This is a genomic window from Devosia crocina, from assembly GCF_900116545.1.
Lineage (GTDB): Bacteria > Pseudomonadota > Alphaproteobacteria > Rhizobiales > Devosiaceae > Devosia > Devosia crocina.
Genome location: NZ_FPCK01000003.1, coordinates 317809 through 343859, shown reverse-complemented (window position 1 = coordinate 343859; position 26051 = coordinate 317809). Strand labels below are relative to the sequence as shown.

Sequence of the window (26051 nt, the reverse complement as noted above, 5' to 3'; positions counted from 1 at the left end):
CTTGCACCGGGAGCGCTTGTTAAGGGCGGTGTTTTTCTATATGAGCCGCACCGAAAAGCGCCAGACTGCCCGACTGCAGCTGGCGTTTCCTGTTTCCTGCATGTTTTGGCCGTTTGCCCCCTTGCTGCCGCTGGACCATGCCCAACGCCCCGGTGCCCATGTCCCTGCGCAATATCGCCATAATCGCCCACGTTGACCACGGTAAGACCACCCTGATCGACGTTCTGCTCAAGCAATCCGGCTCTTTCCGTGAAAACGAGCGCGTCGAAGAGCGCGCGATGGACAGCAATGATATCGAGCGCGAGCGCGGTATCACCATTCTGGCCAAGGTAACCTCGTTGATGTGGAAGGATACCCGCATCAATATCGTGGACACGCCCGGTCACGCCGACTTCGGCGGCGAAGTCGAGCGCATCCTCTCCATGGTCGACGGCGTCGTCATTCTCGTCGACGCGGCCGAAGGCCCGATGCCCCAGACCAAGTTCGTCCTTGGCAAGGCGCTGGCCCAGGGCCTGCGTCCGATCGTTGCCATCAACAAGATCGACAAGTCGGACGAGCGCCACCTTGAAGTGCTCGACGAGGTCTTCGACCTTTTCGTTGCGCTCGATGCCACCTCCGAACAGCTCGACTTCCCGGTCCTTTACGGTTCGGCCAAGCAGGGCTGGATGGCCGAAGATCCCACCGGTCCCAAGGAAAGCCTTGCCCCGCTTCTCGATAAGGTCGTGGCCCATGTGCCCGAGCCGAGCGTGGAAGAGGGCGAGTTCCGCATGCTGGTGACGACCATCGAACGCAACCCGTTCCTTGGCCGCATCCTGACCGGCCGCATCACTTCCGGCTCGGTCAAGGCCAACGATCCCATCCACACCCTCAACCGCGAGGGCAAGGAAGTTGAAAAGGGACGTGTCTCAAAGGTCCTCGCATTCCGTGGTCTCGAGCGTACGCCGGTCGATATCGGGGAAGCTGGCGATATCGTTGCCATAGCCGGTCTTGTGACCTCGACCGTTGCCGATACGCTCTGTGCAACCTCGGTTACCCAGCCGATTGCTGCAAAGCCGATCGATCCTCCGACCCTGTCGGTTACCTTCCGCATCAATGATGGACCGCTCGCCGGTCGCGAAGGCGACAAGGTGCAGTCCCGCGTCATTCGTGAACGTCTGATGCGCGAAGCAGAGGGTAACGTCGCGATCAAGGTGACGCCCGGGGACGACAACGATTCCTACGACGTTGCCGGTCGTGGCGAACTTCAGCTTGCCGTTCTGATCGAAAACATGCGCCGCGAAGGCTTCGAGCTCACTATCGGCCGCCCGAAGGTGCTGTTCAAGGAAGAAAACGGCCAGCGCATGGAGCCGGTCGAAGAAGTCATCATCGACGTCGATGATGAACATACCGGCGCTGTCGTGCAGAAGCTGACCGAGCGCAAGGGCGAATTGACCGACATGCGCCCCTCAGGCGTCGGCCGTACCCGTATCCAGCTGCTGGTGCCCACCCGCTCTCTGATCGGCTACCAACCGGAACTGCTTTCGGACACCCGTGGCACGGCCATCTTCAACCGCCTGTTCCATTCCTTCGTGCCGTTCAAGGGCGAACTGCCCGGCCGTCGCACCGGCGTCCTCATCTCCAACGGCACCGGACAATCGGTGGCTTACGCGCTGTGGAACCTTGAAGATCGCGGATCCATGCTGATCGATGCCGGCGTCGACATCTATGAAGGCATGATCATCGGGGAGCACAATCGCGAAAACGATCTCGAGGTCAACGCTCTCAAGGGCAAGCAGCTCACCAATATCCGCACGACCTCCAAGGACGAAGCGGTGCGCCTGACGACGCCCAAGAAGCTCACGCTCGAGCAGTCGCTTGGCTACATCGCCGATGACGAATTCGTCGAGGTGACGCCCAAGTCGATCCGCCTGCGCAAGATCTGGCTCGATCCGAACGATCGCAAGCGCATGAGCCGCGCCGCCAAATCGGCCTGAGCCGACCATCTCCTGACCTCCCCCTCGAAAGGGGGGAGGAACTGACCATAGCCTGCTTCGTTTTTTGAGGCCTGCCAGCTGGTCCTGCCTTTCCGCAGGGACGAGGTCCGGTGGGATGGTTTTGGAGAAATCCCCATGAGCGACTTCATCATCGGCTTCATCACCGACTGGGGTTATCTGGGGATCTTTCTTCTGATGGTTGCGGAAAATCTTTTTCCGCCCATCCCCTCCGAACTGATCATGCCCTTCGCCGGCTATGTCGCCGCCAATGGCGATCTGAGCACCATGGGCGTTTTGATCGCCGGAACGGTGGGTTCGGTCTTGGGCACAAGTGCATGGTATGTCGTGGCCCGGCTGCTCGGGCTGGCGCGCTTTACCTGGCTTTGCAACAGGTTCGGGCGTTTCGCGACGCTGAGCGAAGACGACATCGACAAGGCGCAACACTGGTTCGAGCGTCACGGATCGCTCGCCGTCTTTGCCGGCCGCCTGATGCCGGCCATTCGCACGCTGATTTCCGTACCGGCAGGGCTGGCGAAAATGCCTTTTGGCCGCTTCCTCGTCATCTCGACACTGGGCAGCCTGATCTGGACCGGCATTCTGACCGCGGCAGGCCTCCTGCTGCACGAGAACTACCATGCCGTGGAAGCTTATATCGACCCTGTTTCAACCGGCGTCGTCGTGCTTGCGGTTGTCATCTATATCTGGCGTTTCATCACCTGGAAGCCGATCAAGGATATTGGCTGAAGCGGGTTGGACTTTTTTGCAAAGTGCAAGAGCGCTTCGCATTTTGCAAAGCTTCTCCCCTCAAAAATCTTCTATTTTACAATTACTTAATATCTGAACCCCGTTTCGTGGGCCCACCTGGTCTGGCACGGTTCATGCAGTAAGGAGCGTGTCCGGAACCGTGTATTGCATACCGGATAGTCAGTCATTTGGGCCCCGTATCGCTTGCCCGGTGCGGGGCTCCGACTTTTCGGGGTGTGGCATCCCATGCCCTTGTGGCGGGGTGATCAACCCACTAGATACAACGGAACTTTTCTCGCGGAGACGCCCATGCGCGCCGTTCTCGACATTATCCTGATCCTGCTCCAGCTCTACTGGTGGGTCCTGCTGATCATGATCATCATGAGCTGGCTGATCTCGTTCAACGTCATAAATACCCGCAATCAGTTTGTTGAAGCGGTCTGGCGCGTGCTGAACCAGCTAACCGAGCCGGTGCTGCGGCCGATCCGGCGGATGCTGCCCAATTTTTCGGGCCTTGATCTGTCTCCGCTTGTCGCCTTTCTCCTGATCTTCTTTCTTCAGTCGATCATCGGCTACTATATCTATCCCGCAGTCATGCGGGCAGGCATCTAGCCTGCCTCCAGCCTTGCTGGCTGAGCAGACCCGCCTCCCGCGGGCGTGACTTTGGTTTTCCGCGGTTCCATGCTATTGGCCGCGGACTTCCCTTATTTCCGGATTGCTTTGAGCTGCCATGAGCGTTGCGCTGAACCTTGACCATTCGACTGCCATCCGCCCTCAGGCGGCGGCGCGGCCGTCGCTGATTGGCCTCTCCAAGGCGCAGCTTGCCGAGACGCTGATCGCCAACGGGGTGGTCGGTGAGAAGGAAGGCCGCATGCGGGCCAGCCAGCTCTGGAACTGGCTCTATGTCAACGGGGTTACCGATTTCGACCGCATGACCAATGTGGCCAAGCCCGTTCGTCAGAAACTGTCCAATACGTTCATTCTCGATCGGCCGGAGATCGTCACCGAACAGGTATCGATGGATGGCACACGCAAATGGCTGTTCCGCTTTCGTGATCCGCAGAATCCGAACATGCCTGCGGTCGAAGTCGAAACGGTCTATATTCCGGAGAGCGACCGGGGCACGCTTTGCGTCTCTTCCCAGGTCGGCTGTACGCTCACCTGCTCCTTCTGCCACACAGGCACGCAAAAACTCGTCCGGAACCTGACGGCCGGCGAAATTTTGGGGCAGATCCTGATGGCCCGCGAACGTCTCGGCGATTTTCCGGGCGGGTCCCGACCCGATGACGGCGGCCTCGTGCCGGGCGGTGAAACCCGCGCCATTACGAATATCGTGATGATGGGCATGGGTGAGCCACTCTATAATTACGACAACGTCAAGCAGGCGCTGCTGATCGCCTCGGCGGGCGATGGCATGTCCATCTCCAAGCGCCGCATCACGCTTTCGACCTCGGGGGTTGTGCCCTATATCGAGCCGACCGGCCGCGAGATCGACGTCATGCTTGCCATTTCGCTCCACGCCGTGCGCGATGATCTGCGCGATGTCCTGGTGCCGATCAACAAGAAGTGGCCGCTGAAAGAGCTTCTGGAGGCCTGCCGAAAGTATCCCGGGCTGTCGAACGCCCGCCGCATCACTTTTGAATATGTCATGCTCGACGGCATCAACGATAGCGACGCCGAGGCCAAGGAACTGGTGCGGCTCCTGGCGGGCATTCCCGCCAAGATTAACCTTATCCCGTTCAATCCCTGGCCGGGTTCGAACTACGGTACCTCGCCCTCGAGCCGTATCGAGCGCTTTGCCGATATCGTCAATCGCGCCGGCTATGCTTCGCCGGTGCGCACCCCGCGCGGCCGCGACATCTTTGCCGCCTGTGGGCAATTGAAGAGCGAGAGCGAGCGGCTTTCCAAGAAAGACCGGGACGCCCTCGCCGGCGTCTGATGAAGCCCTCGGCCCGCAGGGTCGAGGCTGCCATCGCTGCGGCCGAGGCTTTGGCGGCCCGGCGGCAAGCTCCTATCTGCCCGCTTTGCGGACGGATCATCCCGCCTGAAGCCAAGTCCAGCCGGCATCACCTGATCCCCCGGCTCAAGGGCGGCATCCATATGGGCACGGTGCGTCTGCATCAGATTTGCCACAGCGCCATCCACGCGCGCTTCTCCGAAACGGAACTCGCCAAGCGCCTCGCCGATATCGAAAGCCTCCAAGCCGATCCCGAGATCGCCGCCTTTGTCACGTGGGTCAAAGACAAGCCGCCTGGTTTTCATGCGCCCACGCGGATGACGCGGGAGCGTCGTGGCGTGCGTAAGCGGCGGGACTAAACCTATTTGCGCAGGATGACCCAAACAGCGTGAATGAGACCGGGGAAATACCCGAGCAGGGTAAGCAGGATGTTGAGCCAGAAATGAAGGCCCAGCCCGACCTGAAGAAACACCCCGATGGGCGGAATAATCACAGACAGAATGATGCGGATGACGTCCATGCGGCTTTGACCCCTTTCGGCGAGAAGCGGATGAACGCCAGCGGGGCAGGGGAGTTCCTCCGGCTGCACTATTCCCCGGCGATCCACTCGATGAGGTGCCGCCCTCGGCCCTCCTCGCTGAGTTGCTCAGCGAGAACAGGCAACAGCACCCGCATCTCGTCTTCGAGAACATAGGGTGGATTGACGACGATCATGCCAGTGCCATGGAGCCGCGGTGGGGTCGAGGCAGGACGAATGGTGACTTCAAGTCGCAGGATCTTGGGAATGCCAGACGACTTGAGCAATTTGACGAAGCGTTCCACTTCGGCGCCATCCTTGATCGGATACCACAGCACGTAAAGCCCACTTGACCAGCGCTTATGCGCCTTGATCAGGTTCTGCGCCATGCGCTCGAATTCGCCCTTCTCTTCGAAGGGCGGATCAATCAGGACGAGACCGCGCTTTTCCTTGGGTGGCAGATGCGTGCCGAGTGCCTGCCAGCCATCGACATGGGTGACCCGGGTCTGAAAGTCGCCGGCAAAGTTTTCGCGCAGGGCCTCGACATCTGTTGGATGGAGTTCGAGTGCCATCAGCCGGTCTTGCCCGCGCAACATCTGGCGCGTGATTATTGGCGAGCCGGGATAAAATCGCAAATTGCGATCGGGGTTTTGCGCCCAAACCGCTTCAAGGTAGGGAGCGATCAGACTAGCCGCCTCGGTCGGGAGTTTCACGTGAATCAACCGGCCAATGCCTTCGACCCATTCTCCGGTCTTTTCGGCCGCAGCGCCCTTGAGGTCATAAAGCCCAACACCGGCATGGGTATCGATAACGCGAAACGGCGCGTCCTTGCGCATCAGATAGGCGAGGATGCGCGTCAGGATAGTGTGCTTGACCACGTCGGCAAAATTGCCGGCGTGAAAGACGTGACGATAGTTCAAGACTTCTTGCCTTCAGCCAGGAGAATGGTTGCCGCAAAGGCTATGAACACAGCCGCAAAGCTCCAGTTCAATGCCTTGGTTACCCACTGATTGTCGCGCAACGTCGTGGTCAGCCATTCGGCAAACAGCACGGTGGCGATGACGACAGGCAGGGAAACCACGATGAACTCGACGCCGAGAAACAGGAGCTTGCTGGCAGCAGCCGGGTCATCGGCCGAAATGAATTGGGGCAGAAAGGTCACGAAGAACAGCGCCACCTTGGGATTGGTGAGGTTGATGGCAAGGCCAGTGAAATAGCTTTGCAACAGGCTTGGCTGCTTACCGGCAGCGCGGGTCACCAGCAGGCCGCCGCCCGAGCGGATCGCCTGGATTGCCAGCCAGACGAGATACAGCGCGCCGACGATCTTGAGCGCCCAGAACGCCGTTGGCGCGGCCACGATCAACACCGAAATGCCAAAGGCGACGAGCGCGGTGTGGACCGCAATACCAGTGCTCGTACCCAAAACGGCCGCGAAGCCATGGGCGCGGCCAAAATTCATGGTCCGGGAAACGAAAAGCGCCATGTCGGGTCCCGGCGTTACGGCCAAAACAAATCCGGCAATCGCAAAGGTCAGGATCACGGAAAGTTCGGGGACAAAGGCGGGCATGGCGCTACTCAAGAATCTTGAGCCGGACAATTGCACCAAAGCCTGCCTCTGACTAGGGTGCGGCCGATTTCGGGCCGCTTCGGCCACCCCTACCGAGATGCGACAATGGCAAATGAAGTAAAGAAAGTCGTGCTGGCCTATTCGGGCGGCCTCGACACATCGATCATCCTCAAATGGCTGCAGGAAACCTATGATTGCGAGGTGGTGACCTTCACCGCCGATCTCGGCCAGGGCGAGGAGCTCGAACCGGCGCGCAAAAAGGCCGAGATGTTCGGCATCAAGGACATTCGCATCGAGGATCTGCGCGAGGAATTCGTGCGGGATTTCGTGTTTCCCATGTTCCGCGCCAATACGGTCTATGAGGGCCAGTACCTGCTCGGTACCTCCATTGCCCGGCCGCTGATCGCCAAGCGTCTCGTCGAAATCGCCCAGGAAACCGGCGCTGATGCCATTTCCCATGGCGCGACCGGCAAGGGCAATGACCAGGTCCGGTTCGAACTGACCGCCAATGCACTCGATCCATCCATCAAGGTTATCGCGCCCTGGCGCGAATGGGACCTTCGCAGCCGCACCCAGCTGCTCGACTATGCCGAGCGCAATCAGATTCCGATCGCCAAGGACAAGCGCGGCGAGGCGCCGTTCTCGGTCGATGCCAATCTTCTGCATACTTCGTCCGAGGGCATGGTTTTGGAAGACCCCGCGGTGCCTTTCCCTGATTATGTGCCACAGCGCACCACCGACCCGGAAAAAGCGCCAGACGAAGCCGAGATCATCACCATCGGCTACGAAAAGGGCGATCCGATCTCGATCAATGGCGAAAAGCTTTCGCCGGCTGCGTTGCTGACCAAGCTCAATGAGCTCGGCGGCAAGCATGGGGTTGGCCGCCTCGATCTCGTCGAGAACCGGTTTGTCGGCATGAAGTCGCGCGGCCTTTATGAAACGCCGGGCGGCACCATCCTGCTCGTGGCGCATCGCGGCATCGAATCGATCACGCTCGATCGCGGTGAAGCCCATCTCAAGGATGAGCTGATGCCCAAATATGCCGAGCTGATCTATAACGGCTTCTGGTTCTCACCTGAGCGCGAGATGCTTCAGGCGCTGATCGACAAGAGCCAGGACTACGTGACGGGCGAAGTGAGCGTAAAACTGTTCAAGGGCTCGGCAAGCGTCATCGCGCGGTCCTCTCCGCATTCGCTCTATTCCATGGACCTTGTGACCTTCGAAGAAGGTGCGGTGGCCTATGATCACAAGGACGCCGCCGGTTTCATTCGTCTCAATGGCCTGCGCCTCAAGACCTGGGCTGCGCGCAACAATAAGGCCCGCTCCTGATGTCAGCGGACCGGGCGGATCTTTCAGGCTCGCCCGGTCGCATTCTCCTTCTTAACGGAGCACCGCGCTCGGGCAAGTCCAGTCTTGCCCACGCCATCCAGGTCAGGATCCCGGGACGCTGGATCAATCTCGGCGTCGATGCAGTCGCAGCGACACTTCCCCCAGCGCTCATGCCCGGCATCGGCCTGCGCCCCGGGGGCGAGCGGCCCGATCTAGAGCCGGTCGTCGCGGCGCTTTACCGGCTTTTGTTCGGATCGATCATCGCTCATTCCCAAGCTGGCTTCGATGTTGTCGCCGATCTCGGGCTGCACGAGCATTATTCCGAACCGCTCGGCATTTTTGACATGGCGGCGAAAATGTTGGGCCCAGCCGGGGCGCTGATCGTCGGGATCGATTGCGCGATCGATGAGATCATGCGGCGTCGCAATGCCGATCCGCGCGGCGGCTTCTACCTTAGTGGCAGCGAGGCGCCGCCGCCTGTTCTGCACTGGCAGTCCGCTGTTCACGCAGGCAAAACCTATGACCTGCGCCTCGATATGGGCGCGCTTTCTCCGGAGGCGGGAGCGGCCGCAATCGAGGTGCTGCTCGACAACCCTCCAGGCCAGCCAGCACTTTGCAGAAAGCAATGATTTCCTCTGACGCCTGATTGATTTAAGCCCGCGTTAATCAGCCCGCACTTAGCTTCATAAAAGCGTCATTTGGGGAGGCGACAGAGGGTTTGATGGGGGAGATGGACGCCGGCACGACTGGGGAAGTCGCCGACGCGCTGCTGCTCGACGCGGCGCTCGAGAACATCCCCTATGGGTTTTGTGTCTGGTCTCCGCAGTTCCGCCTCGTCATGTGGAACAAGCATTATCGCGATTTCTACGGATTTTCGGCGGATGCCATCCACAAGGGGATGACGCTGGAAGATGTGGTGCATCTCTCGCACAAGCTGGGCAACCATCCCGAGCACACGCCCGAGCAATTCTACGAACACTATTCAAGCGAGCTGCTCAACAACCGCAGCGGCGCGCGCTCGAAAAACCAGGAAGTGGTTTATGGCGGGCGGATCGTGGAAACCGCCCATGTCTATTCGGACCAGCTAGGCTGGGTGGTGACGCATGAGGATGTCACCGACGAGATCCAGCGCTCGGAAACGGTGCAGAAGCGCAAGCTCGAACTTGAGCGGCAAAATATCCGGCTCGATGCGGCCGTGAACAACATTTCCATCGGCCTTTGCATGATGGACGCCAAGGGACGGCTCGTGATCTGCAACGAGCCCTATGCCCGGATCTATAACCTGCCCAGCGAGTATCTGCGGCCAGGCACCCAGCTCGAAGACATTTTGGGGCATCTCTTCGATATGGGCATGAGCGCTGGCAATACGCGCGAAGATTATATCACCTGGCGACGTGAGGTGATCGCCAAGCGCGAATATGGCAAGACCATCCACGAATTGAACAATCGCATCATCATGATGCAGCACCATCCGATGAAGGATGGGGGCTGGGTCTCGACCCACGAGGATATCACCGAGCAGCGCCAGAACGAGGCGCGGATCCATCACCTTGCCCGGCACGATGCGCTGACCGACCTGCCCAATCGTATCGAGTTCCTGGAGCAGATGGCCGGCACGGAGGCGGGGCTGCACCGAGGCGAAATGGCTGCAGTGCTGTATATCGACCTGGATCATTTCAAGGCGGTCAACGACACGCTCGGCCATTCGATCGGGGACGAGGTCATCAAGCAGGCAGCTGTGCGGCTTTGGGGCACGACGCGGGAAAGCGATCTCCTGGCACGGCTGGGCGGGGACGAATTTGCGTTGCTGCTGCGCCCGATCGACAGCCCCGAGGCTGCCGCGCGGGTGGCTGACCGCATCATCAAGTCCATGTGCGCGCCCATGAACATCAAGGGCCAGCAGATCGAGATCGGCGCCAGCGTCGGCATTGCGGTGGGACCGGGCGACGGCACGACCACCGATACGCTGGTCAAGAACGCGGACCTGGCGCTTTACCGGGCCAAAAGCGAGGGGCGGTCGACCTATCATTTCTTTGAAACGGGGATGGATGCCGAGCTGCAGCAGCGCCGCTCGATCGAAGCCGGCTTGCGCCTGGCGCTCAGCCGCAACGAATTTCGGCTGATGTACCAGCCGCTTCTGGGACTGGCGGAGAATCGCGTCACTTGCGTTGAAGCGCTGTTGCGCTGGGATTTCGAGGGGCGCACGATATCGCCGGCCGAGTTCGTTCCGGTGGCCGAGGATACCGGCCTGATCTCTGCGATCGGCCAATGGGTGCTCAATCAGGCCTGCATGACTGCGGCGAGCTGGCCCAATGGGGTGCGGGTTGCGGTCAATCTTTCGCCGGTTCAGTTCCGGCAGCGGGATCTTGTAACCCAGGTGCGCCGGGCGCTGGCCAATGCGCGGCTCGATCCCAGACGGCTTGAACTCGAGATCACCGAAAGCCTGCTTCTGGGTGAAAGCGAAAGCACATTGAAGGCGCTCCATGACTTGCGGGCCATGGGCGTGCGCATTTCCATGGATGATTTCGGCACCGGATATTCCTCGCTCTCCTATCTGCGTTCTTTTCCCTTCGACAAGATCAAGATCGACCGGTCCTTTTTGCGTGATCTCATCAGCCGTCCGGACAGCCAGGCGATTATCCGCGCGGTGATCGGGCTTGGCCAGTCGCTCGGCATGTCGACCACGGCCGAAGGAGTGGAGACCGAAGACCAGCTCGCGCTCGTTCGTGCCCAGGGCGTATCGGAAGTTCAGGGCTTTCTTTTTTCGCCCCCGATCTCGGCCGCAGCATTGAACGACATGCTGCAGTGCGAAGAGGCACTGGCCGAAGCATCCTGAGGGCAGCTGCCAGCCCAGTGCAACCGGCCGATCCCCGTCGCCTCCGGTGAAAACCAGACTGCGCACTTTATTGTACGTCGTCGCGACCGGACCATTCAGAACAATTCGTCCTGCCGCATGGACCACCCGGACGAGCCGGGTGGTGACGGCGTGAAGGCCATGAGGATCGGCTGACCCTGAGAAACCCGTGCGCTATCAACCTCCCATATTGGCCAGCACGGCGAGCAACAGCAGGGCGACGATATTGGTGATCTTGATCATAGGATTGACGGCCGGGCCGGCCGTGTCCTTGTAGGGGTCGCCCACGGTGTCACCGGTAACGGAGGCCTTGTGGGCGTCCGAGCCCTTGAAATGTTTTATGCCGTGGCTGTCGGTAAACCCGTCTTCGAAGCTTTTCTTGGCATTGTCCCAAGCGCCGCCGCCTGCGGTCATGGAGATAGCGACGAAAAGACCCGTGACGATCACGCCCATGAGCATGGCGCCAAGCGCGGAAAAGGCGTTAGCCTGGCCCGCGATATAGAGGATTGAGACATAGACGATGATCGGGGAGAGCACGGGAAGCAAGCTCGGGACGATCATCTCCCTGATGGCCGCCTTGGTCAGCATGTCGACGGCGCGACCGTAATCGGGCTTGTCGGTGCCGGCCATGATGCCCGGTTTTTCGCGGAATTGCCGCCGCACCTCGACAACGACGGATTGGGCCGCGCGGCCCACCGCCGTCATCGACATGCCGCCGAACAGGAACGGCAGAAGCCCACCGAACAGGAGACCGACAACAACGTAAGGGTTGGCGAGGTCAAAGCTGACCGCCAAATCCGCGAAGTAATGCTTGAGATCCTCGGTATAGGCGGCAAAGAGCACAAGGGCACCAAGGCCGGCCGAACCAATGGCATAGCCCTTGGTGACCGCCTTGGTAGTGTTGCCAACGGCATCGAGCGCGTCGGTATTGTGCCGCACTTCCTTATCGAGGCCAGCCATTTCGGCGATGCCGCCGGCATTGTCGGTAACAGGGCCGAAAGCGTCGAGCGCCACGATAATGCCGGCGAGCGCCAGCATGGTGGCAACGGCCACCGCGATACCGAAAAGACCGGCCAGTGAATAAGTGACGATGATGCCGGCAATGATGACCAGGGCGGGCAGGGCAGTCGATTCCAGCGAGACTGCAAGGCCCTGGATGACATTGGTGCCGTGACCGGTGACGGAGGCTTCGGCGATGGAGTTGACCGGGCGGCGGTTGGTGCCAGTGTAATATTCGGTGATGACGATGATCAGCCCGGTGATGACGAGGCCGGTCACGCCGCACCAGAAAAGCTGCCAGGGGGTAAAAACCTTGCCCGCTGTTTCGATGGTCAGGTTCATGTCGCCGAACAGCAGCCAGAGAACCGGCAGGAGCGCGACAAGGGAGAGAACGCCGGTGGCAATGACACCCTTATAGAGCGCACCCATGATGTTGTTGTCGGACCCGAGCTTAACGAAGTAGGTGCCGATGATAGAAGTTATGACGCAGGCCCCACCGATGGCGATGGGCAGAACCATGCCGGTCAGCTTGAGCGCTTCGGGCAGGATGATCGAGGCCAAAACCATGGTCGCGACAATGGTCACCACATAGGTTTCAAAGAGGTCGGCCGCCATGCCGGCGCAATCGCCAACATTGTCACCGACATTGTCGGCGATGGTAGCGGGATTGCGCGGGTCGTCCTCGGGGATTCCAGCTTCGACCTTGCCCACCATATCGCCGCCGACATCGGCACCCTTGGTGAAGATGCCGCCACCGAGACGGGCGAAGATGGAGATCAGCGAAGCACCGAAGGAGAGCGCAACGAGCGAATCGATGACGACGCGGCTCGTGGGCGCATTGCCCATATAGGTCAGGACGAGGAAATAGAGCGTCACACCGAGAAGACCGAGGCCGGCGACGAGCAGCCCCGTCACGGCGCCGGACTTGAAGGCAAGATCGAGCCCTTTGCCGAGCGAGGATATGGCGGCCTGGGCGACGCGCACATTGGCGCGCACCGAAACATTCATACCGATGAAACCGGCGGCGCCCGAAAGCACCGCACCAATCAGGAACCCGACAGCCGCATGCGGTCCGAGCAGCAGCCAGGCGGCAACCAAGATCACCGCGCCCACAATGGCAATGGTGGTATATTGGCGTTTGAGATAAGCCGAAGCGCCTTCGCGCACGGCGGCGGAGATTTCCTGCATGCGCGCAGATCCAGCGTCAGCGGCGAGAAGCTGCTGCGTCGTGACCACGCCATAAACGATAGACAAACCGCCGCAGGCGACGATCAGCCAAAGTGCCAGATCCATGAAAACCGTTCCTCGAAAAGTTTCGAGGCCCGCCCCGGTTTCCGGCCAGCTCTTGTGGGGAGCTGCAACGCCCCCTGTCCGGTCCGCAACCGCCCTCCGGCGGACCTCCTCCCAAAGGGAAGATTATCCGGATTGGCCGGTTAGGCAATTGGAAAGTGTGACGGATTGTCGCGGGTGGTGGTTCAGGTGCTCTGTATCAGCACTCGGCACCAATCGCCTGCTGGGCAGCCGTGGCGCCTGACAGCGAATAGGACTGGACGACACGCGCGCCGGTCGCATTGGTGCCTTCGACGCTCAGGGTCGAGCCGGCGCGGATAGCGGCAGCGAGGGCGGCGGATTGGCCGGCATCGTCGAGCCAGGCGGCGTCCCCTTGAGTAAAGAGCGCAAAGCTTTGACCACCGACGCTGACCGAAGCGAGGGACCCTGTCTGGAAAGTGTAGCCGGCCACGACATTGAACTCGCTGACTACGTCTTCTCCGGGACGATTGGTGACATAGACATAAGCGTCGGACCCGGCTGCACTCGAGGGTTCGGTGCTCTTGGGGCGGGTCATGGCAAAGCAGATGGTGCCTGAACCGTCATCGGCGGCATAGCTCGACCAGTCGCGGAAATCCCCGAGGACCCGCGCCGATTGCGCCGCAGCCGGGCTAACAGCGGCAACAGCCAGGGCAAGAGCAAGAAGGCAGGCTTGAGGACGGGTCATGTTGTGAGCTCGGGGCAGATGGAGGGCAACGGAACGGATCCGTCGCCCTCTTATGGTCTATCGAAGGGGTGGGAGCAAATCCCGGCTACTGGCAGGCCGCGTCGATCGCGTTCATGGCGGCAGTGGCGCCGGAAAGCGAATAGGTGTCGACGGTGTTGGTGCCGCGCTGGGAGGTGCCGCGCACAACCATTTGGCTGCCGGCCTTGAAGGCGGAAACAAAACCGGCTTCATCGCCGGTCGAGGCCAGCCAGGCGGCCGAGCCTTCGGTCACCATGGGATAGGACTTGCCATCGACGCTTGCGCTGGCATTGGCCGCGGTCGCGTTGAAAGGATAGCCGATCAGGGTCTGAACCTCGTTCTTGGTGCCAAGGCCCTTGCGATGAATGATCATGAAATGGATCGGGTCGCGATTGGCGCCGGCCGGCTCGGACTTCTGGGGCTGTGCGGAAACATAGCAGATCTGGCCGCTGGCATCGGTCGCCTGCCAGGCGGTCCAGGCGTTGAAGGTGCCGAGCTGGGTGGCCTGCTGCGCCTGGGCGGGGATCGCAAAGGCCATAATCGCAGTTGCCGCGAGCCCAAGTACCAGGCTGCCGGTCATCGTGTTTCTTGCCACTTTCATCCTCTTTGTGCTGACTGTCCGCGGGACGCTGTCCGCCCAGCATGCGCAAACATGGTTACCAAGCCGTCAAACCCCGCTCGTTTGAGGCGTTATTCGCTTCAATTGCGGGTCAAAGGCGGCGGCAATTTGGCATCACGCCGCCCGGAATGGTGGCTTTCAACGATCTCGGTTAAGGCGCGGCTAACGCTTGCGTGATCCGGGCTCACGCGGGCAGGGGATAGCTCTGTTCCACCACATAGGGCCCGCCCCCAACCGAATCCCGGCTCGAATAGAGCACAAAGCGTGGCACCGGAAAGCTGATCGGCTCGAAGCGCCCCGCTTCGGCGATAAAGCGGGCGACATCGGCCGCCGATGTGCCGCGAAGGCGCGCCAGGGTCACATGCGGCACGAATTTGCGTCCCTCTGCCGGCATGCCCGAGCGCTGCAGCATGCGCTCGTGCGCAGCCTGGAGCCGGGTCAGCGCCTCGCTCGGTTCCACCCCGGCGTAAAGCGCGCGGGGCTTGTCTCCGCCAAAGGTGCCAAGATGGGTCAGCCGCACCGGAAAGCGCAGGCTCTGGCTGAGATAATCGAGATTGTCGGCGATCTCGTCGGCCATGCCGTTGTCGACATCGCCGATAAAGCGCAGCGTGATGTGGTAATTTTCCGGGTCGATCCAGCGGGCGCCGGTGAGTCCGCCACGCTTGAGCGAGAGGCTGAAGGCGGCGTCGACCGGAATTTCGAGGCCGGTGAAAAGCCGGGGCATGGCGTCCTCCCTGTCGGGTGCGGCAGGATTGGTCGGCCGAATCCTAGCATAAACGCGGGCAAGGACCAGTCCCCGATGTCGCACTGGTCCGTTTTGCCTTGTAAATCAACAGACACGACTCCATATTTGCAGCCAAGTGGCAAATGCCAATTGCCCCGGGCGGCGAAGACGCCGCCTATTTCCAAGGGAAAGGGAATTTGAATGGCTGAATATGACCGTCAGACCCTCAATGCGCGGGCCGGCTCGGCCTTGGCCATTGACGAGGGCCTGCGCAGCTACATGCTGCGCGTCTACAATTACATGGGCCTCGGGCTAGTGGTAACCGGCCTTGTGGCCTACTTCACCAGCCAATGGGCCATGTCGAGCCCGGCCAATGCCGAACTGCTTTATGCAAGCCCGCTCGCCTGGGTGATCATGCTCTCCCCGCTCGCCTTCGTGCTGGTGCTGAGCTTTGGTATCAACAAGCTCTCGACCGGGGCGGCGCAGGCCGTGTTCTGGGCCTTCGCGGCCGTGATGGGCCTGTCGCTCTCCTCGATCTTCCTTGTCTATACCGGCGCCTCGATCGCCAAGGTGTTCTTTATCACCGCCGCCACTTTCGGCGCGATGAGCCTTTACGGCTACACCACCAAGCGTGACCTGACCGGCATGGGCAACTTCCTGATGATGGGCCTGATCGGCATCATCATCGCCTCGATCGTGAATATCTTCATGCAGTCCTCGATGATGGATTTCATCATCTCGGTGGTCGGCGTGCTGATCTTCACGGGCCTGACTGCCTATGACACGCAGAAGATCAAGGAAAGCTATTCGGCTTCCTATGGTGCCGACGTTCTGGCCAAGAACGCCATCATGGGCGCGCTTTCGCTTTACCTCGACTTCATCAACCTGTTCATGATGCTGCTGCGCCTGTTCGGCAATCGCGAATAGACGACAGGTTCCTTGATGTAAGAATCAAGGAATTTGGTTGGACGGGAAATCGGACCGCAGCTTACAAAGGCTGCGGTCCTTTTCTTTGTGCGCTGTCATGTCCGAATTTACTCTCCGCCCCTTCCGCTGGTCCGATGTTCCCGCCATCACCACCATCTACCGGCACTATGTCGAGAACACCGCCATCACCTTCGATACCGAAGCGCCGGGCGAGGAAGCGATCGCTGAAAAATATGCGGGGCTGCTGAAGCTGGGCCATCCGGTGATCATCGCAGAGGGCACCGATAAGGTTCTGGGCTATGCCTATGCAAGCTTCTACCGTCCTCGCGCCGCCTATCGGTTTACCTGCGAGGATTCGATCTATCTCGATCCCGCTGCAACCGGCAAGGGCCTTGGCAGGGCCATGCTGACGGCGCTTCTCGAGCAATCGAAACAGCATGGCTTCAAGCAGATGCTGGCCGTGTGCACCGCCGATACTGCCAATTCCATCGCCATCCACGAAAAGTTCGGCTTTGAGCGCGTGGGATATTACAAGTCGGTAGGGCTAAAATTCGACCGTTGGCACGACATCGTGCACTTGCAAAAAGCGCTTTAGCCAATAGCTATGCTCACGCTGGTGGTCGGACCGCCCGGCACAGGCAAGACAATGCGAGCCAAGGCGCCGGCACAAGAAACGGGAGCGCTCCGCCTGACCGCAACTAAGGGATCAGCGCTAATCACTTTCTGATACTGCGGATACGGCTATGAACTTATTGCTAGCCCAAATATCGGATGCGCAGGCTCATCCCACCACGGCCAGATCAGGGTCGAGGACGCGAAGCACCTGGGCGAGGTCGTGGCCGCGTTTGAGGATGCGGCCCTGCTGATTGGTGATCATGTACTGACCCTGGCGCGCCCGCAGCTTGGGGTTCTTCTCGACCACAAAGAGCGGGCGTTCGGACACACGCGCATAGATGGAGAACAGCGCGCGGTCCTTCAGAAAATCCATGGCGTAGTCGCGCCACTCGCCCGAGCCGACCTTGCGGCCATAAACGCCCAGGATCTGCATCAGTTCGCGACGGTCAAAGGCGACGATGGGCTGAACGGGGCGGGAGGGCTGGCTGGGCGTCTCCGCCGCATGAACCAGTGAAAGATTGGCCGGCTGACCGGCTGGTGGACGACCCTGCACGCGACCTCCCTTGGGGAAATTGTCATCGGACAGTCATGATCGACCCATTCCACACCCTTGGCAAGAGGCAGCGAAATACCCAATTTCGGCCACGATTCGTCCCTTCTGACGCCCTATTGCACCGGCACTTTCCAACCATTGCCTCCAGCGGCTGGCAACCGGACCGACCGAGCCCCCAAACCATGACGTTCGGTTGTCAGCCTCCTAATTGACCTGTCAGTCACGCCTGCTCCATGCCCCCGGAGCAGGCGTTTTTTGTCGGCTTGGCTCTGCGTTAGCGAGGCAGTTGTGGACTATCCCTCTTCGTTACCACCGGACGCGTCCGAGTGGTCCATGCAGCGGCAGGATGGATTACCGATAAGCTTGCAATGTTGGCGGCTGACAAGATCGGGCGTTTTTAGCGAGAACCGCTCTTAGGGCTCGTAGGCTGCCGCGGCCAGGATCAGGCCGGGCAGGCCGGAGCGCTCTTGCTGGACGATCACGGCAAGGCCAGCACCGGGCGTGGCGAGCACTTCGCTCAAGGGGAGTTTCAGTTCCGCCCCGGTGTCGCTTTCCCACATGCCCATCATCTGGCGGCCGGTGACCACCTGAGTATAGACCATGGACTTGCCGGCGTTTTCGCCGCTGTCGATCTTCACATCGGCCCGGTCCACATAGGTCACGAGCCAGATCACCGCGTCTGACAAGGAGGGATCGGCAGGCACCGAAACCTTGAGCATCGTGTCCGTCAGCGCGACGTCCATGGTCAGGGGCAGATGCGCCTTGTCGACTGCGTCCTGCACCTCGTTGCGGCGGGACCCCACTACCGCTCTGGTGCCGTTGACCACAATCTGCGGCGTATAGATGCGCGAGGAGCCCCAGCTCTTGGCATAGGCCCGCTGCCGGTCCGAATAGGCCTCGTGCGCAAAGGTATCCTTCCAGCCCACATAGTCCCAGTAATCGACATGGTAGGCGAGAGCCACCACGTCCTCGCTATCGGCCAGGCTGGTCAGCAAGGCATCCGCAGGCGGACAGGAGGCGCAGCCCTGGCTCGTAAACAATTCAACCACGGCCTTGGGCTCGAAATGAATCGTTTCGGCCGATGTCACGGCGGACAAGCCGAAGAGGAGAGCGGCGCCAGCAATTGAGGCGAAAAGGGGGCGGCTGAACATGGTGATGTTGTAAGCCGACCAGCGCCGGACTCGCCAGTCAAAAGCGGGTGAGAGGAGCGGGAATGGCCTCGATGTGGTGAATGAGCCGAACGGTCACGAACCGAGGTCAGCACCTCTTATGGCGATGAAAAGCCCGGTCGACGGGGATGGTGCACGCTGGGGTTCAAATGGCGGCCCCTGGAAGGCCGCCATTCGTCGTTCATGTTTGCGCGCTAAGCCGCCACCAGGCTCCTCAGCACGTAGTGGAGGATGCCGCCGCTGCGGAAATAGTCGAGCTCGTTGGCTGTATCGATGCGGCAGCGCGTCTCGATGGTAAAGCTTTCCCCACTGGCGCGGGTGATTTTCACCGGCACGATGGCGCGCGGCACGATGGTTTCGACACCAGTGATGTCGACCGTTTCGCGGCCGTCGAGACCAAGGCTCTGCCAGCTTTCGCCCTCCTTGAACTGGAGGGGAATAACACCCATGCCCACCAGGTTGGAGCGGTGGATGCGCTCGAAGCTTTGTGCGATGACCGCCTTCACGCCAAGGAGGTTCGTGCCCTTGGCTGCCCAATCGCGCGAGGAGCCGGTGCCATATTCCTTGCCGGCAAAGATGACAAGCGGCGTGTTTTGGGCCTGGTAGGCCATGGCTGCGTCGTAGATCGGCATCTGCGACCCATCGGGGCCGCGAGTGAAACCGCCCTCGACGCCATCGAGCATCATGTTCTTGATGCGGATATTGGCGAAGGTGCCGCGCATCATGACTTCATGGTTGCCGCGTCGGGCGCCATAGGAGTTGAAATCCTTGGGGGCGACCTGACGGTCCATCAGATATTGGCCAGCCGGCGTGCCCGACTTGAACGAACCAGCCGGAGAGATGTGGTCGGTCGTGATCGAATCAAGGAACAGGGCAAGCACGCGGGCCGACACGACATCGGTCACCGGCTTGGGTTCCATGGTCAGGTCTTCGAAATAGGGCGGGTTCTGCACATAGGTCGACGTGCTGTTCCAGCCATAGGTTTCCCCGCCTTCAACCGCGATGCCCTGCCAGAGCTCGTCGCCCTTGAAGACGTCCGAATAGCGGGCCCGGAACATGTCGGCATTGACGTGCTCGCGTACGATCTCGGCGATCTCGTGATTGGTGGGCCAGATATCCTTCAGGTAGACCGGCTGGCCATCCTTGCCCGTACCGAGCGGCTCGGTGGTGATATCGACATTGAGCGTGCCAAGGAGGGCATAGGCGACGACCAGCGGGGGCGAGGCAAGGTAATTGGCGCGCACATCGGGGTTCACGCGGCCCTCGAAATTGCGATTGCCCGAGAGGACAGAGGCGGCAACGAGCTTGTTCTCGTTGATCGTGTCGGAGATCGCTTGGGGCAGGGGGCCGGAATTGCCGATACAGGTGGTGCAGCCATAGCCGACGAGGTTGAAGCCGATGGCATCGAGATCTTCCTGCAGACCCGAGGCGGTCAGGTAGTCGGTCACCACCTGCGACCCGGGAGCGAGCGAGGTCTTGACCCAGGGCTTGGAATCGAGCCCGAGGGCACGCGCCTTGCGGGCAACGAGACCGGCGGCCACCAGCACAGACGGATTGGACGTATTGGTGCACGAGGTAATGGCGGCGATCACCACCGAGCCATCGGTGATGGAGTAGTCCGCGTCCTTGACCGGGTACATGGCTTCTTCGGGAATATCGTCGACCCCGGTTGCCCCTTCATCGACATAGCGGCTTTCCTGCTTGTCCTGGGGCAGGCGGGTGCGCTCGATGCGGCCACCGCTCAATTCGGGCAGCGCCGCGTCGAAGGCGCGGGTCACATCGCGAAGTGCCACGCGGTCTTGTGGGCGCTTGGGGCCGGAAAGCGAAGGCACGACGGTCGAGAGATCAAGCTCGAGAGTCGACGTAAAGACCGGATCGGGCGTGTCCGTGGTGCGGAACATGCCCTGGGCCTTGGAATAGGCTTCAACCAGTGCCACGCGCTCGGGATCGCGGCCCGTGGTCGAGAGGAATTTCAGCGTATCGGCATCAACCGGGAAATAGCCGCAGGTGGCGCCATACTCGGGCGCCATATTGGCGATGGTGGCCTGGTCTTCGAGGCTGAGATCATCAAGGCCGGGGCCGTAGAACTCGACGAACTTGCCGACCACGCCCTTCTTGCGCAGCATTTCGGTGACGGTCAGCACAAGATCGGTAGCGGTGATGCCTTCGTTGATCTTGCCCGTCAGCTTGAAGCCGACGACTTCGGGGATCAGCATGGTGATGGGCTGACCCAGCATGGCAGCCTCGGCCTCGATGCCACCGACGCCCCAGCCGAGAACGGCAAGACCATTGACCATAGTGGTGTGCGAATCAGTGCCCACGAGCGTATCGGGATAGGCAATGGTCTCCCCATCCTCGTCCTTGGTCCAGACAGTCTGGGCCAGATATTCGAGGTTCACCTGGTGGCAGATGCCGGTACCGGGGGGAACGACGCGGAAATTGTCGAAGGCCGACTGGCCCCAGCGCAGGAATTCGTAGCGCTCGCCATTGCGGGCATATTCGAGTTCGACATTCTGCTGGAAGGCAAGGGGCGTGCCGAAGCTGTCGACCATCACCGAGTGATCGATCACGAGATCGACAGGCACGAGCGGATTGATCTTTTGCGGATCGGCACCGAGTTTGGCTGTGGCATCGCGCATGGCGGCAAGGTCGACCACGGCGGGGACACCGGTGAAATCCTGCATCAGCACGCGGGCGGGGCGATACTGGATTTCGTATTCGCTCGTGCGCGATACGAGCCAGGCGGCGATCGCCTCGATATCGGCCTTCTTGACCGTGCGGTCGTCCTCGAAACGCAGCAGGTTTTCCAGCACGACCTTCATCGAGCCGGGCAGTTTGGAAACGCCGGGGAGCCCGTTCTTCTCGGCTTCAAGAATGGAGAAATAGGTATAGGTCTTGCCGCCGACCGTCAGGGTCGACTTTGACTTGAAGCTGTCTTTAGAGGCCACTTTGCTCCGCCCTTTTGCTGCTGTTGGCGGGCTTCCGAGTGCAGTGGGGCCTTCGGGGAACCGCGCCTTGCTGGAATGAGTCTAATCTAGGCAAGATATAATCACATAGAAAATCGCTTGCCAGTCTTGCCCAGGCTTCAATACGAGATGGGGTCATGACGCCCGGGCAAGTGCATTCTTTACTCCGTCTCGAGACCGCCGCGCTTGCCGTTGGCCGGGGCGACATGCCCTTGGCTCAAGCCATCGATCTTTCCGTCCCGGCCGGCACCGGATTGTTGCTGCGCGGACCCAACGGAGCCGGCAAATCGACCCTGTTGCTGACCCTTGCCGGCCTCTTGCCGCCGCTTTCCGGATCGGTTGTTCTTCAAGGACATAATGAGGAGGAGGGGCCTGCGTTCCACCATTGCGGCCATCGCAACGCGGTGCGGCCCCGATTGACGGCGCGCGAAACCCTTGGCTTCTGGCGCACTCTCAATGGCAACCCGGCCGTGCCGGTCGATGCCGCGCTCGAGCGCGTGGGGCTCGTGCGCCAGGCCCGGCTCGATGCCGCCTATCTTTCGGCGGGCCAGCAGCGGCGCCTGGTGCTCGCCCGCCTTCTGGTCTCGGCGCGTCCTGTCTGGCTGCTCGACGAGCCCAGCTCCGCCCTCGATGCCGAAGGGCAGGTTCTGCTCGGCGAACTTGTGCGCGAGCATCTGGGCCAGGGCGGAATGGCGGTGATCGCCTCGCATGATCCGATCGCAGTTCCCGGCTTGCCGGTGCTGACGCTGGGCGCTGCCCGATGAGCGCCTTCGCCGCGATGCTCAAGCGCGAGTTGCGGCTTAGTCTTCGCGGCGGCGGAGAGATGCTGACGCTGGTTCTGTTCTTTGTCATTGTCGGGGCGGTGGTGCCGTTTGCAGTGGGGCCGGACAAGGCACTTCTGTCGCGCATCGCGCCGGGTGTAATCTGGATCGCGGCATTTCTTGCCATGTTGCTCGGGCTTGAGAAGCTTTTCGGCCCGGACCGGGACGACGGTACGCTGGCGCTCTACCGCCTGGCCGATCTGCCGCTTGCGGCCATTGTTGCCGCAAAAGTGATTGCTCATTGGCTGACGGCGGCCTTGCCGCTGATCCTTGCTTCGCCCGCCTTGGCGCTGCTCCTCGCCATGGACGCAGAAACGTTCTGGCGCACCCTCCTGTCGCTGCTCTTGGGGACGCCCGCCCTGGCTGGTTTCGGAGCCATCGGGGCCGCTCTAACCGTAGCCACGCGGCGCGGCGGGTTGCTCGCGCCGATCCTGATCGCGCCGCTTTCGGTCCCTGTGCTGATCTTCGGTGTGGGCGCCATATCGCCGAGCGGCGGGGCTGACCAGGCGCAGGTCGCCGCCTTGTTGCTTGCGGCACTCAGTCTCACTGTTGCCACGCTCTCTCCCTTCGCTGCCGCGCTTGCGATAGACTGGGGGGAAGATTAGAGAGCGCTTGCCCCATCGCGGCATGCCAGCGATCAGAAGGGAGGGCCTGCCCCCTTCCACGGCTCAGGATGAGGTCTATTCTGCCCATGGCGACGGACGCCGTTCAAAAAATGACTTTTTGGAACCGGCTGGCCCATCCGGGTCAGTTCGTCCAGTGGACCCGCCCTTTAGTCTGGCCTTTGGCTGGGTTGTCGCTGGTGCTGTTTCTTGCCGGGCTTTATTTCGCCTTCTTCGTCTCGCCCGCCGAGAAGTATATGGGGGACACGGTGCGCATCATGTATGTGCACGTGCCCAGCGCCTGGCTGAGCCAGTTCGTTTACGCCACCATGGCTGCCTCGGCCCTCGGCACGCTGATCTGGCGCCATCCCATGGCCGATGTGTCCATGAAGGCGGCCGCGCCGCTTGGTGCGACATTCACCGCCATGGCGCTCTTTACCGGCGCGCTTTGGGGGCGTCCGACCTGGGGCACGTTCTGGGAATGGGACGGGCGGATGACCTCGACGCTCGTACTGCTGTTTATCTATTTCGGCATTATCGCGCTTTGGCGTGCGTTCGACGATCAGCTGCGCGCCGCGCGGGTTGTGGCCGTTTTCACCCTTGTTGGCGCCGTTAATATTCCCATCATCAAGTTTTCGGTCGATTGGTGGTCGACGCTGCACCAGCCGGCGAGCGTTTTCCGCGCTGATGGACCAACCATGCCGCCGGAAATCCTCACGCCCCTTTTCGTGATGTTCTTTGCCTTCACGCTGTTATTCGCGGTGCTGCAGCTTGTTGGCATGCATACCGAAGTCCGTCGGCGACGGGTGACCACCCTCGAACGCCGCGCGGCGCGGGGAGAAAGCCGATGATTGCGCTGGGGGATCATGCCGAGTTCATCCTCGCCGCCTATGCCGGGGTCTTTGTGACCCTGGCTCTGGTGATCAGCTGGACCGTCGTTGCTGCCCGGCGCACCACGCGGCGGCTGGAAGAGCTGGGCGACACACGGCGAGCGGACAACGCCAACCCATGAAAAAACTGCTTTTCGCCGTGCCGCTTGTTCTGCTTGCCGGCCTTGTTGCGGTCTTTGCCCTCACCATAGACCGTGATCCAAGCCTCGTGCGCTCCGTTCTGATCGACCGGCCGGCGCCCGATTTCACCCTGGCCGCCGTTGAGGGGCTCGATGTGCCGGGATTTGCCACCGCATCGCTTTCCGGCGCGCCGACGGTGGTCAATGTCTTCGCCTCATGGTGCATTCCGTGCCGCGACGAACATCCGCTGCTCGAACGGCTCAAGGCGGACACCGGGGTACGGCTCTTCGGCATCAACCATTCGGACGTTCCAGAGAACGCTCGGGCGTTTCTTGCCGAACTCGGCAATCCCTATGACGCCATAGGAGCCGACCGGGACCGGCGCGTTTCGATCGATTGGGGCGTCTATGGCGTGCCGGAAACCTTTGTGGTCGACCGATCGGGCACCATCATCTTCAAGCATGTCGGACCACTCACTGAAGCGGCGATCGCAACGCAACTGCTTCCCGCCCTTGAGCGCGCAGGTCTCTAGCACAGCACGGGCCGAATATCGGTCTAGGTTCGGCTAAGTGCGTGCTATGGAGAGATGCTATGGCGCCATAGAGAGCGAATGCTGTCTCTGACCCGAACAGAACTCACCGTGGCGAATCCGGAACCTGCCGTCACCTTCTCCCAAAGCGGGAGAAAAACAGCCCGCGCCTGAACAGACGCTGTGCCTGTTGCTCTCTCTTGAGGAGAGGGTGGACAGCCTCATAGCGAAGCTGGGGCGGGAGCGGGTCAAGCAGGATCACATCACCCGGAAGCGGTCCTATATCGTCATAGAACCCCGTCTAACCCAACAGATCCGACCATTCCGGGTGCCGGCGGAATTGTGCGACCACATATGAGCAGACCGGGGTGATCTTGAACCCCTGGTCGCGTGCATCAGCTATGGCGGCGTTAACGAGGCGGGCGGCTATGCCACGCCCTTCGAACGCGGGGGGCACGCCGGTATGGGTGATGACCATGGGCCCGTTCCCATCCTTGCTATAGGTCATCTCGGCCTCGGCGCCGGGCGCGAGATCGATGACATAGCGGCCCCGTGTGGGGCCTTCTTCACGGCGGATCGTATAGTCGCTCATGGCGGCCTCCTTAGGCGGCAAGGCTCTCGGCCGCGGAAACGCCGAGCATCAGATTGAGGTTCTGCACCGCGGCGCCCGATGCGCCCTTGCCGAGATTATCGTAGACGGCAGCAACGACCGCTTGGGCGCGTGCGTCATTGGCAAAGACGTGGAGCGTCAAGGTATTGGTTCCGTTATGGGCCTGTGGATCGAGCGCCGGGGTCTTGCCCAGAGCAGGGTCATAAGGCGCCACCCTGACGAAGCTGTCGGGAATGGCGGCGAAATGGTCGGCGATCGCGGCGTGGATTTCGGCTCCGGTCGGCACCTTGTCGAGCGTACCCAGTTGCAGCGGCAGCGCCGTCGTCATGCCTTGCGCAAAGTTGCCGACAACGGGTTCGAACAGCGGCTCGCGCGTCAGCCCGGTATAAAGCGTCATTTCCGGCACGTGCTTGTGCTGGAACGTCAGTCCATAGGGCATGAACTGGCTCGCCTTGCTGCCCTCGGCGACATAGTCCTCGATCATCTGGCGGCCACCACCGGAATAGCCGGAAATGCCGTGATAGATCACCGGAAAATCAGCGGGCACGAGACCTGCCGCAATCAGCGGGCGCAGGCCAGCGATCAGCCCCTGTGGCCAGCAGCCGGGATTGGCGACAAAGCGGGCCTTGGCAATTTTTTCGCTCTGGCCCTTTTCCATTTCGCTAAAGCCGTAAGCCCAGTCCGGATCGACCCGAAACGCGGTCGAGGCGTCGATTACGCGAGTCGTATCGTTCTCGATCAGACGGACGCTTTCCTTGGCAGCGTCGTCGGGCAGGCAAAGGATAGCGACATCGGCAGCGTTAAGCAGACGCTTGCGTTCGTCCTGATCCTTGCGCTTTTCCGGCGCGATGGAGAGCACTTCGAGGTCGCGGCGGCCAGCCAGGCGCTCACGGATCTGCAGCCCCGTAGTTCCGGCTTCTCCGTCGATGAAAATCTTGGCGACCATGTCTGT

28 protein-coding genes are annotated in these 26051 nt (G+C 61.1%); 16 read left to right on the top strand and 12 right to left on the bottom strand.

Annotated features, from left to right (window positions below; all coding sequences use genetic code 11):
- The first annotated feature begins 158 nt into the window (after positions 1-158).
- The 5 genes from typA to BM364_RS14820 all read left to right on the top strand — a co-directional run bounded on the left by typA (position 159) and on the right by BM364_RS14820 (position 5033).
- Complete coding sequence (gene typA, locus BM364_RS14840; RefSeq protein ID WP_092426380.1) at positions 159-1973, top strand: translational GTPase TypA; 1815 nt, start codon at positions 159-161, stop codon at positions 1971-1973.
- Positions 1974-2108: 135 nt separating this feature from the next.
- Complete coding sequence (locus tag BM364_RS14835; protein ID WP_092425911.1) at positions 2109-2717, top strand: DedA family protein; 609 nt, start codon at positions 2109-2111, stop codon at positions 2715-2717.
- A 309-nt stretch (positions 2718-3026) separates the two neighbouring features.
- Positions 3027-3329, top strand: a complete 303-nt coding sequence (locus BM364_RS14830) for a YggT family protein (RefSeq protein WP_092425910.1) — start codon at positions 3027-3029, stop codon at positions 3327-3329.
- A gap of 118 nt (positions 3330-3447) precedes the next feature.
- Entirely contained in the window at positions 3448-4656 is a 1209-nt protein-coding gene (rlmN, locus tag BM364_RS14825) for a dual-specificity RNA methyltransferase RlmN (protein ID WP_092425908.1), read from the top strand.
- Complete coding sequence (locus BM364_RS14820) at positions 4656-5033, top strand: restriction endonuclease (RefSeq protein ID WP_092425907.1); 378 nt, start codon at positions 4656-4658, stop codon at positions 5031-5033. The genes rlmN and BM364_RS14820 overlap by 1 nt, the downstream gene beginning before the upstream one ends.
- 2 nt (positions 5034-5035) lie before the next feature.
- Here BM364_RS14820 and BM364_RS14815 read toward each other — a convergent pair whose 3' ends face one another.
- The 3 genes from BM364_RS14815 to BM364_RS14805 form a co-directional block, all read right to left on the bottom strand.
- Positions 5036-5194 (bottom strand): YqaE/Pmp3 family membrane protein, encoded by a 159-nt coding sequence (locus BM364_RS14815; RefSeq protein ID WP_092425905.1) that lies wholly within the window; start codon positions 5192-5194, stop codon positions 5036-5038.
- A 68-nt stretch (positions 5195-5262) separates the two neighbouring features.
- Positions 5263-6111, bottom strand: a complete 849-nt coding sequence (locus BM364_RS14810) for a 23S rRNA (adenine(2030)-N(6))-methyltransferase RlmJ (protein WP_092425903.1) — start codon at positions 6109-6111, stop codon at positions 5263-5265.
- Complete coding sequence (locus BM364_RS14805; RefSeq protein WP_092425901.1) at positions 6108-6758, bottom strand: LysE family translocator; 651 nt, start codon at positions 6756-6758, stop codon at positions 6108-6110. The genes BM364_RS14810 and BM364_RS14805 overlap by 4 nt, the downstream gene beginning before the upstream one ends.
- Before the next feature lie 105 nt (positions 6759-6863).
- Between BM364_RS14805 and BM364_RS14800 the strand changes: the two genes are divergently transcribed.
- The 3 genes from BM364_RS14800 to BM364_RS14790 all read left to right on the top strand — a co-directional run bounded on the left by BM364_RS14800 (position 6864) and on the right by BM364_RS14790 (position 10923).
- A complete protein-coding gene (locus tag BM364_RS14800; RefSeq protein ID WP_092425900.1) occupies positions 6864-8087 on the top strand; it encodes an argininosuccinate synthase in 1224 nt (407 codons plus the stop codon).
- The gene (locus tag BM364_RS14795) at positions 8087-8716 is read left to right on the top strand and encodes a phosphotransferase-like protein (RefSeq protein WP_092425898.1); all 630 of its coding nucleotides are present in this window, start codon (positions 8087-8089) and stop codon (positions 8714-8716) included. The genes BM364_RS14800 and BM364_RS14795 overlap by 1 nt, the downstream gene beginning before the upstream one ends.
- Positions 8717-8808: 92 nt before the next feature.
- Complete coding sequence (locus BM364_RS14790) at positions 8809-10923, top strand: EAL domain-containing protein (RefSeq protein WP_092425897.1); 2115 nt, start codon at positions 8809-8811, stop codon at positions 10921-10923.
- 195 nt (positions 10924-11118) lie between these two features.
- Here the strand turns inward: BM364_RS14790 and BM364_RS14785 are convergent, their stop codons facing one another.
- The 4 genes from BM364_RS14785 to thpR all read right to left on the bottom strand — a co-directional run bounded on the left by BM364_RS14785 (position 11119) and on the right by thpR (position 15297).
- Positions 11119-13233 carry a sodium-translocating pyrophosphatase gene (locus BM364_RS14785; RefSeq protein ID WP_092425895.1) on the bottom strand — a complete coding sequence of 705 codons (2115 nt, stop codon included), beginning with the start codon at positions 13231-13233 and terminating at the stop codon, positions 11119-11121.
- A gap of 196 nt (positions 13234-13429) precedes the next feature.
- Positions 13430-13936, bottom strand: a complete 507-nt coding sequence (locus BM364_RS14780; RefSeq protein ID WP_092425893.1) for an invasion associated locus B family protein — start codon at positions 13934-13936, stop codon at positions 13430-13432.
- Between the two features lie 85 nt (positions 13937-14021).
- Positions 14022-14534, bottom strand: coding sequence for an invasion associated locus B family protein (locus BM364_RS14775; RefSeq protein ID WP_139232600.1), 513 nt, complete (start codon positions 14532-14534; stop codon positions 14022-14024).
- A gap of 223 nt (positions 14535-14757) precedes the next feature.
- Positions 14758-15297 (bottom strand): RNA 2',3'-cyclic phosphodiesterase, encoded by a 540-nt coding sequence (gene thpR, locus BM364_RS14770; RefSeq protein ID WP_092425890.1) that lies wholly within the window; start codon positions 15295-15297, stop codon positions 14758-14760.
- 201 nt (positions 15298-15498) lie between these two features.
- On the opposite strand from thpR, the gene BM364_RS14765 reads away from it, so the two are divergent.
- The 3 genes from BM364_RS14765 to BM364_RS18890 all read left to right on the top strand — a co-directional run bounded on the left by BM364_RS14765 (position 15499) and on the right by BM364_RS18890 (position 16951).
- A complete protein-coding gene (locus BM364_RS14765) occupies positions 15499-16224 on the top strand; it encodes a Bax inhibitor-1/YccA family protein (protein ID WP_092425889.1) in 726 nt (241 codons plus the stop codon).
- 97 nt (positions 16225-16321) lie between these two features.
- The gene (locus BM364_RS14760) at positions 16322-16819 is read left to right on the top strand and encodes a GNAT family N-acetyltransferase (RefSeq protein ID WP_092425887.1); all 498 of its coding nucleotides are present in this window, start codon (positions 16322-16324) and stop codon (positions 16817-16819) included.
- A gap of 9 nt (positions 16820-16828) precedes the next feature.
- Positions 16829-16951: an AAA family ATPase gene (locus BM364_RS18890; RefSeq protein WP_092425886.1), complete on the top strand. Its 123-nt coding sequence runs from the start codon at positions 16829-16831 to the stop codon at positions 16949-16951.
- A gap of 54 nt (positions 16952-17005) precedes the next feature.
- Here BM364_RS18890 and BM364_RS14750 read toward each other — a convergent pair whose 3' ends face one another.
- From BM364_RS14750 to acnA, 3 genes are all read right to left on the bottom strand, one after another.
- On the bottom strand, positions 17006-17392 hold the full coding sequence (locus BM364_RS14750; RefSeq protein ID WP_425284900.1) for a DUF2794 domain-containing protein: 387 nt from the start codon (positions 17390-17392) through the stop codon (positions 17006-17008).
- Between the two features lie 413 nt (positions 17393-17805).
- On the bottom strand, positions 17806-18543 hold the full coding sequence (locus tag BM364_RS14745; protein WP_092425884.1) for a DUF1223 domain-containing protein: 738 nt from the start codon (positions 18541-18543) through the stop codon (positions 17806-17808).
- Positions 18544-18755: 212 nt separating this feature from the next.
- Positions 18756-21509, bottom strand: a complete 2754-nt coding sequence (gene acnA, locus BM364_RS14740; protein ID WP_092425882.1) for an aconitate hydratase AcnA — start codon at positions 21507-21509, stop codon at positions 18756-18758.
- 155 nt (positions 21510-21664) lie between these two features.
- On the opposite strand from acnA, the gene ccmA reads away from it, so the two are divergent.
- The 5 genes from ccmA (at position 21665) to BM364_RS14715 (ending at position 24492) form a co-directional block, all read left to right on the top strand.
- Positions 21665-22291 (top strand): heme ABC exporter ATP-binding protein CcmA, encoded by a 627-nt coding sequence (ccmA, locus tag BM364_RS14735; protein WP_092425880.1) that lies wholly within the window; start codon positions 21665-21667, stop codon positions 22289-22291.
- Positions 22288-22953, top strand: a complete 666-nt coding sequence (gene ccmB / locus BM364_RS14730) for a heme exporter protein CcmB (protein ID WP_092425878.1) — start codon at positions 22288-22290, stop codon at positions 22951-22953. Before ccmA ends, ccmB begins: the two co-directional genes overlap by 4 nt.
- A 110-nt stretch (positions 22954-23063) precedes the next feature.
- Complete coding sequence (locus BM364_RS14725) at positions 23064-23801, top strand: heme ABC transporter permease (protein ID WP_092426377.1); 738 nt, start codon at positions 23064-23066, stop codon at positions 23799-23801.
- Positions 23798-23962 carry a heme exporter protein CcmD gene (gene ccmD, locus BM364_RS14720; protein ID WP_092425876.1) on the top strand — a complete coding sequence of 55 codons (165 nt, stop codon included), beginning with the start codon at positions 23798-23800 and terminating at the stop codon, positions 23960-23962. The genes BM364_RS14725 and ccmD overlap by 4 nt, the downstream gene beginning before the upstream one ends.
- Positions 23959-24492, top strand: a complete 534-nt coding sequence (locus BM364_RS14715) for a DsbE family thiol:disulfide interchange protein (protein WP_092425875.1) — start codon at positions 23959-23961, stop codon at positions 24490-24492. Before ccmD ends, BM364_RS14715 begins: the two co-directional genes overlap by 4 nt.
- Positions 24493-24790: 298 nt before the next feature.
- Here BM364_RS14715 and BM364_RS14710 read toward each other — a convergent pair whose 3' ends face one another.
- Both BM364_RS14710 and argC read right to left on the bottom strand, forming a co-directional pair.
- Entirely contained in the window at positions 24791-25081 is a 291-nt protein-coding gene (locus BM364_RS14710; protein ID WP_092425873.1) for a GNAT family N-acetyltransferase, read from the bottom strand.
- Between the two features lie 10 nt (positions 25082-25091).
- Positions 25092-26045 carry an N-acetyl-gamma-glutamyl-phosphate reductase gene (argC, locus tag BM364_RS14705; RefSeq protein ID WP_092425872.1) on the bottom strand — a complete coding sequence of 318 codons (954 nt, stop codon included), beginning with the start codon at positions 26043-26045 and terminating at the stop codon, positions 25092-25094.
- Positions 26046-26051 lie beyond the last annotated feature (6 nt).

Excerpts from the sequence above, each read along its gene's own strand:
- ccmB (WP_092425878.1), top strand. The coding sequence starts at position 22,288 with ATGAGCGCCTTCGCCGCGATGCTCAAGCGCGAGTTGCGGCTTAGTCTT.
- argC (WP_092425872.1), bottom strand. The coding sequence starts at position 26,045 with ATGGTCGCCAAGATTTTCATCGACGGAGAAGCCGGAACTACGGGGCTG.
- BM364_RS14780 (WP_092425893.1), bottom strand. The coding sequence starts at position 13,936 with ATGACCCGTCCTCAAGCCTGCCTTCTTGCTCTTGCCCTGGCTGTTGCC.
- BM364_RS14835 (WP_092425911.1), top strand. The coding sequence starts at position 2,109 with ATGAGCGACTTCATCATCGGCTTCATCACCGACTGGGGTTATCTGGGG.
- BM364_RS14775 (WP_139232600.1), bottom strand. The coding sequence starts at position 14,534 with ATGACCGGCAGCCTGGTACTTGGGCTCGCGGCAACTGCGATTATGGCC.
- ccmD (WP_092425876.1), top strand. The coding sequence starts at position 23,798 with ATGATTGCGCTGGGGGATCATGCCGAGTTCATCCTCGCCGCCTATGCC.
- BM364_RS14760 (WP_092425887.1), top strand. The coding sequence starts at position 16,322 with ATGTCCGAATTTACTCTCCGCCCCTTCCGCTGGTCCGATGTTCCCGCC.
- BM364_RS14715 (WP_092425875.1), top strand. The coding sequence starts at position 23,959 with ATGAAAAAACTGCTTTTCGCCGTGCCGCTTGTTCTGCTTGCCGGCCTT.
- BM364_RS14790 (WP_092425897.1), top strand. The coding sequence starts at position 8,809 with ATGGGGGAGATGGACGCCGGCACGACTGGGGAAGTCGCCGACGCGCTG.
- ccmA (WP_092425880.1), top strand. The coding sequence starts at position 21,665 with ATGACGCCCGGGCAAGTGCATTCTTTACTCCGTCTCGAGACCGCCGCG.
- thpR (WP_092425890.1), bottom strand. The coding sequence starts at position 15,297 with ATGCCCCGGCTTTTCACCGGCCTCGAAATTCCGGTCGACGCCGCCTTC.
- rlmN (WP_092425908.1), top strand. The coding sequence starts at position 3,448 with ATGAGCGTTGCGCTGAACCTTGACCATTCGACTGCCATCCGCCCTCAG.
- typA (WP_092426380.1), top strand. The coding sequence starts at position 159 with ATGTCCCTGCGCAATATCGCCATAATCGCCCACGTTGACCACGGTAAG.
- BM364_RS14785 (WP_092425895.1), bottom strand. The coding sequence starts at position 13,233 with ATGGATCTGGCACTTTGGCTGATCGTCGCCTGCGGCGGTTTGTCTATC.
- BM364_RS14805 (WP_092425901.1), bottom strand. The coding sequence starts at position 6,758 with ATGCCCGCCTTTGTCCCCGAACTTTCCGTGATCCTGACCTTTGCGATT.
- BM364_RS14725 (WP_092426377.1), top strand. The coding sequence starts at position 23,064 with ATGACTTTTTGGAACCGGCTGGCCCATCCGGGTCAGTTCGTCCAGTGG.
- BM364_RS14830 (WP_092425910.1), top strand. The coding sequence starts at position 3,027 with ATGCGCGCCGTTCTCGACATTATCCTGATCCTGCTCCAGCTCTACTGG.
- BM364_RS14795 (WP_092425898.1), top strand. The coding sequence starts at position 8,087 with ATGTCAGCGGACCGGGCGGATCTTTCAGGCTCGCCCGGTCGCATTCTC.
- BM364_RS18890 (WP_092425886.1), top strand. The coding sequence starts at position 16,829 with ATGCTCACGCTGGTGGTCGGACCGCCCGGCACAGGCAAGACAATGCGA.
- BM364_RS14765 (WP_092425889.1), top strand. The coding sequence starts at position 15,499 with ATGGCTGAATATGACCGTCAGACCCTCAATGCGCGGGCCGGCTCGGCC.
- BM364_RS14815 (WP_092425905.1), bottom strand. The coding sequence starts at position 5,194 with ATGGACGTCATCCGCATCATTCTGTCTGTGATTATTCCGCCCATCGGG.
- BM364_RS14800 (WP_092425900.1), top strand. The coding sequence starts at position 6,864 with ATGGCAAATGAAGTAAAGAAAGTCGTGCTGGCCTATTCGGGCGGCCTC.
- BM364_RS14820 (WP_092425907.1), top strand. The coding sequence starts at position 4,656 with ATGAAGCCCTCGGCCCGCAGGGTCGAGGCTGCCATCGCTGCGGCCGAG.
- BM364_RS14710 (WP_092425873.1), bottom strand. The coding sequence starts at position 25,081 with ATGAGCGACTATACGATCCGCCGTGAAGAAGGCCCCACACGGGGCCGC.
- BM364_RS14745 (WP_092425884.1), bottom strand. The coding sequence starts at position 18,543 with ATGTTCAGCCGCCCCCTTTTCGCCTCAATTGCTGGCGCCGCTCTCCTC.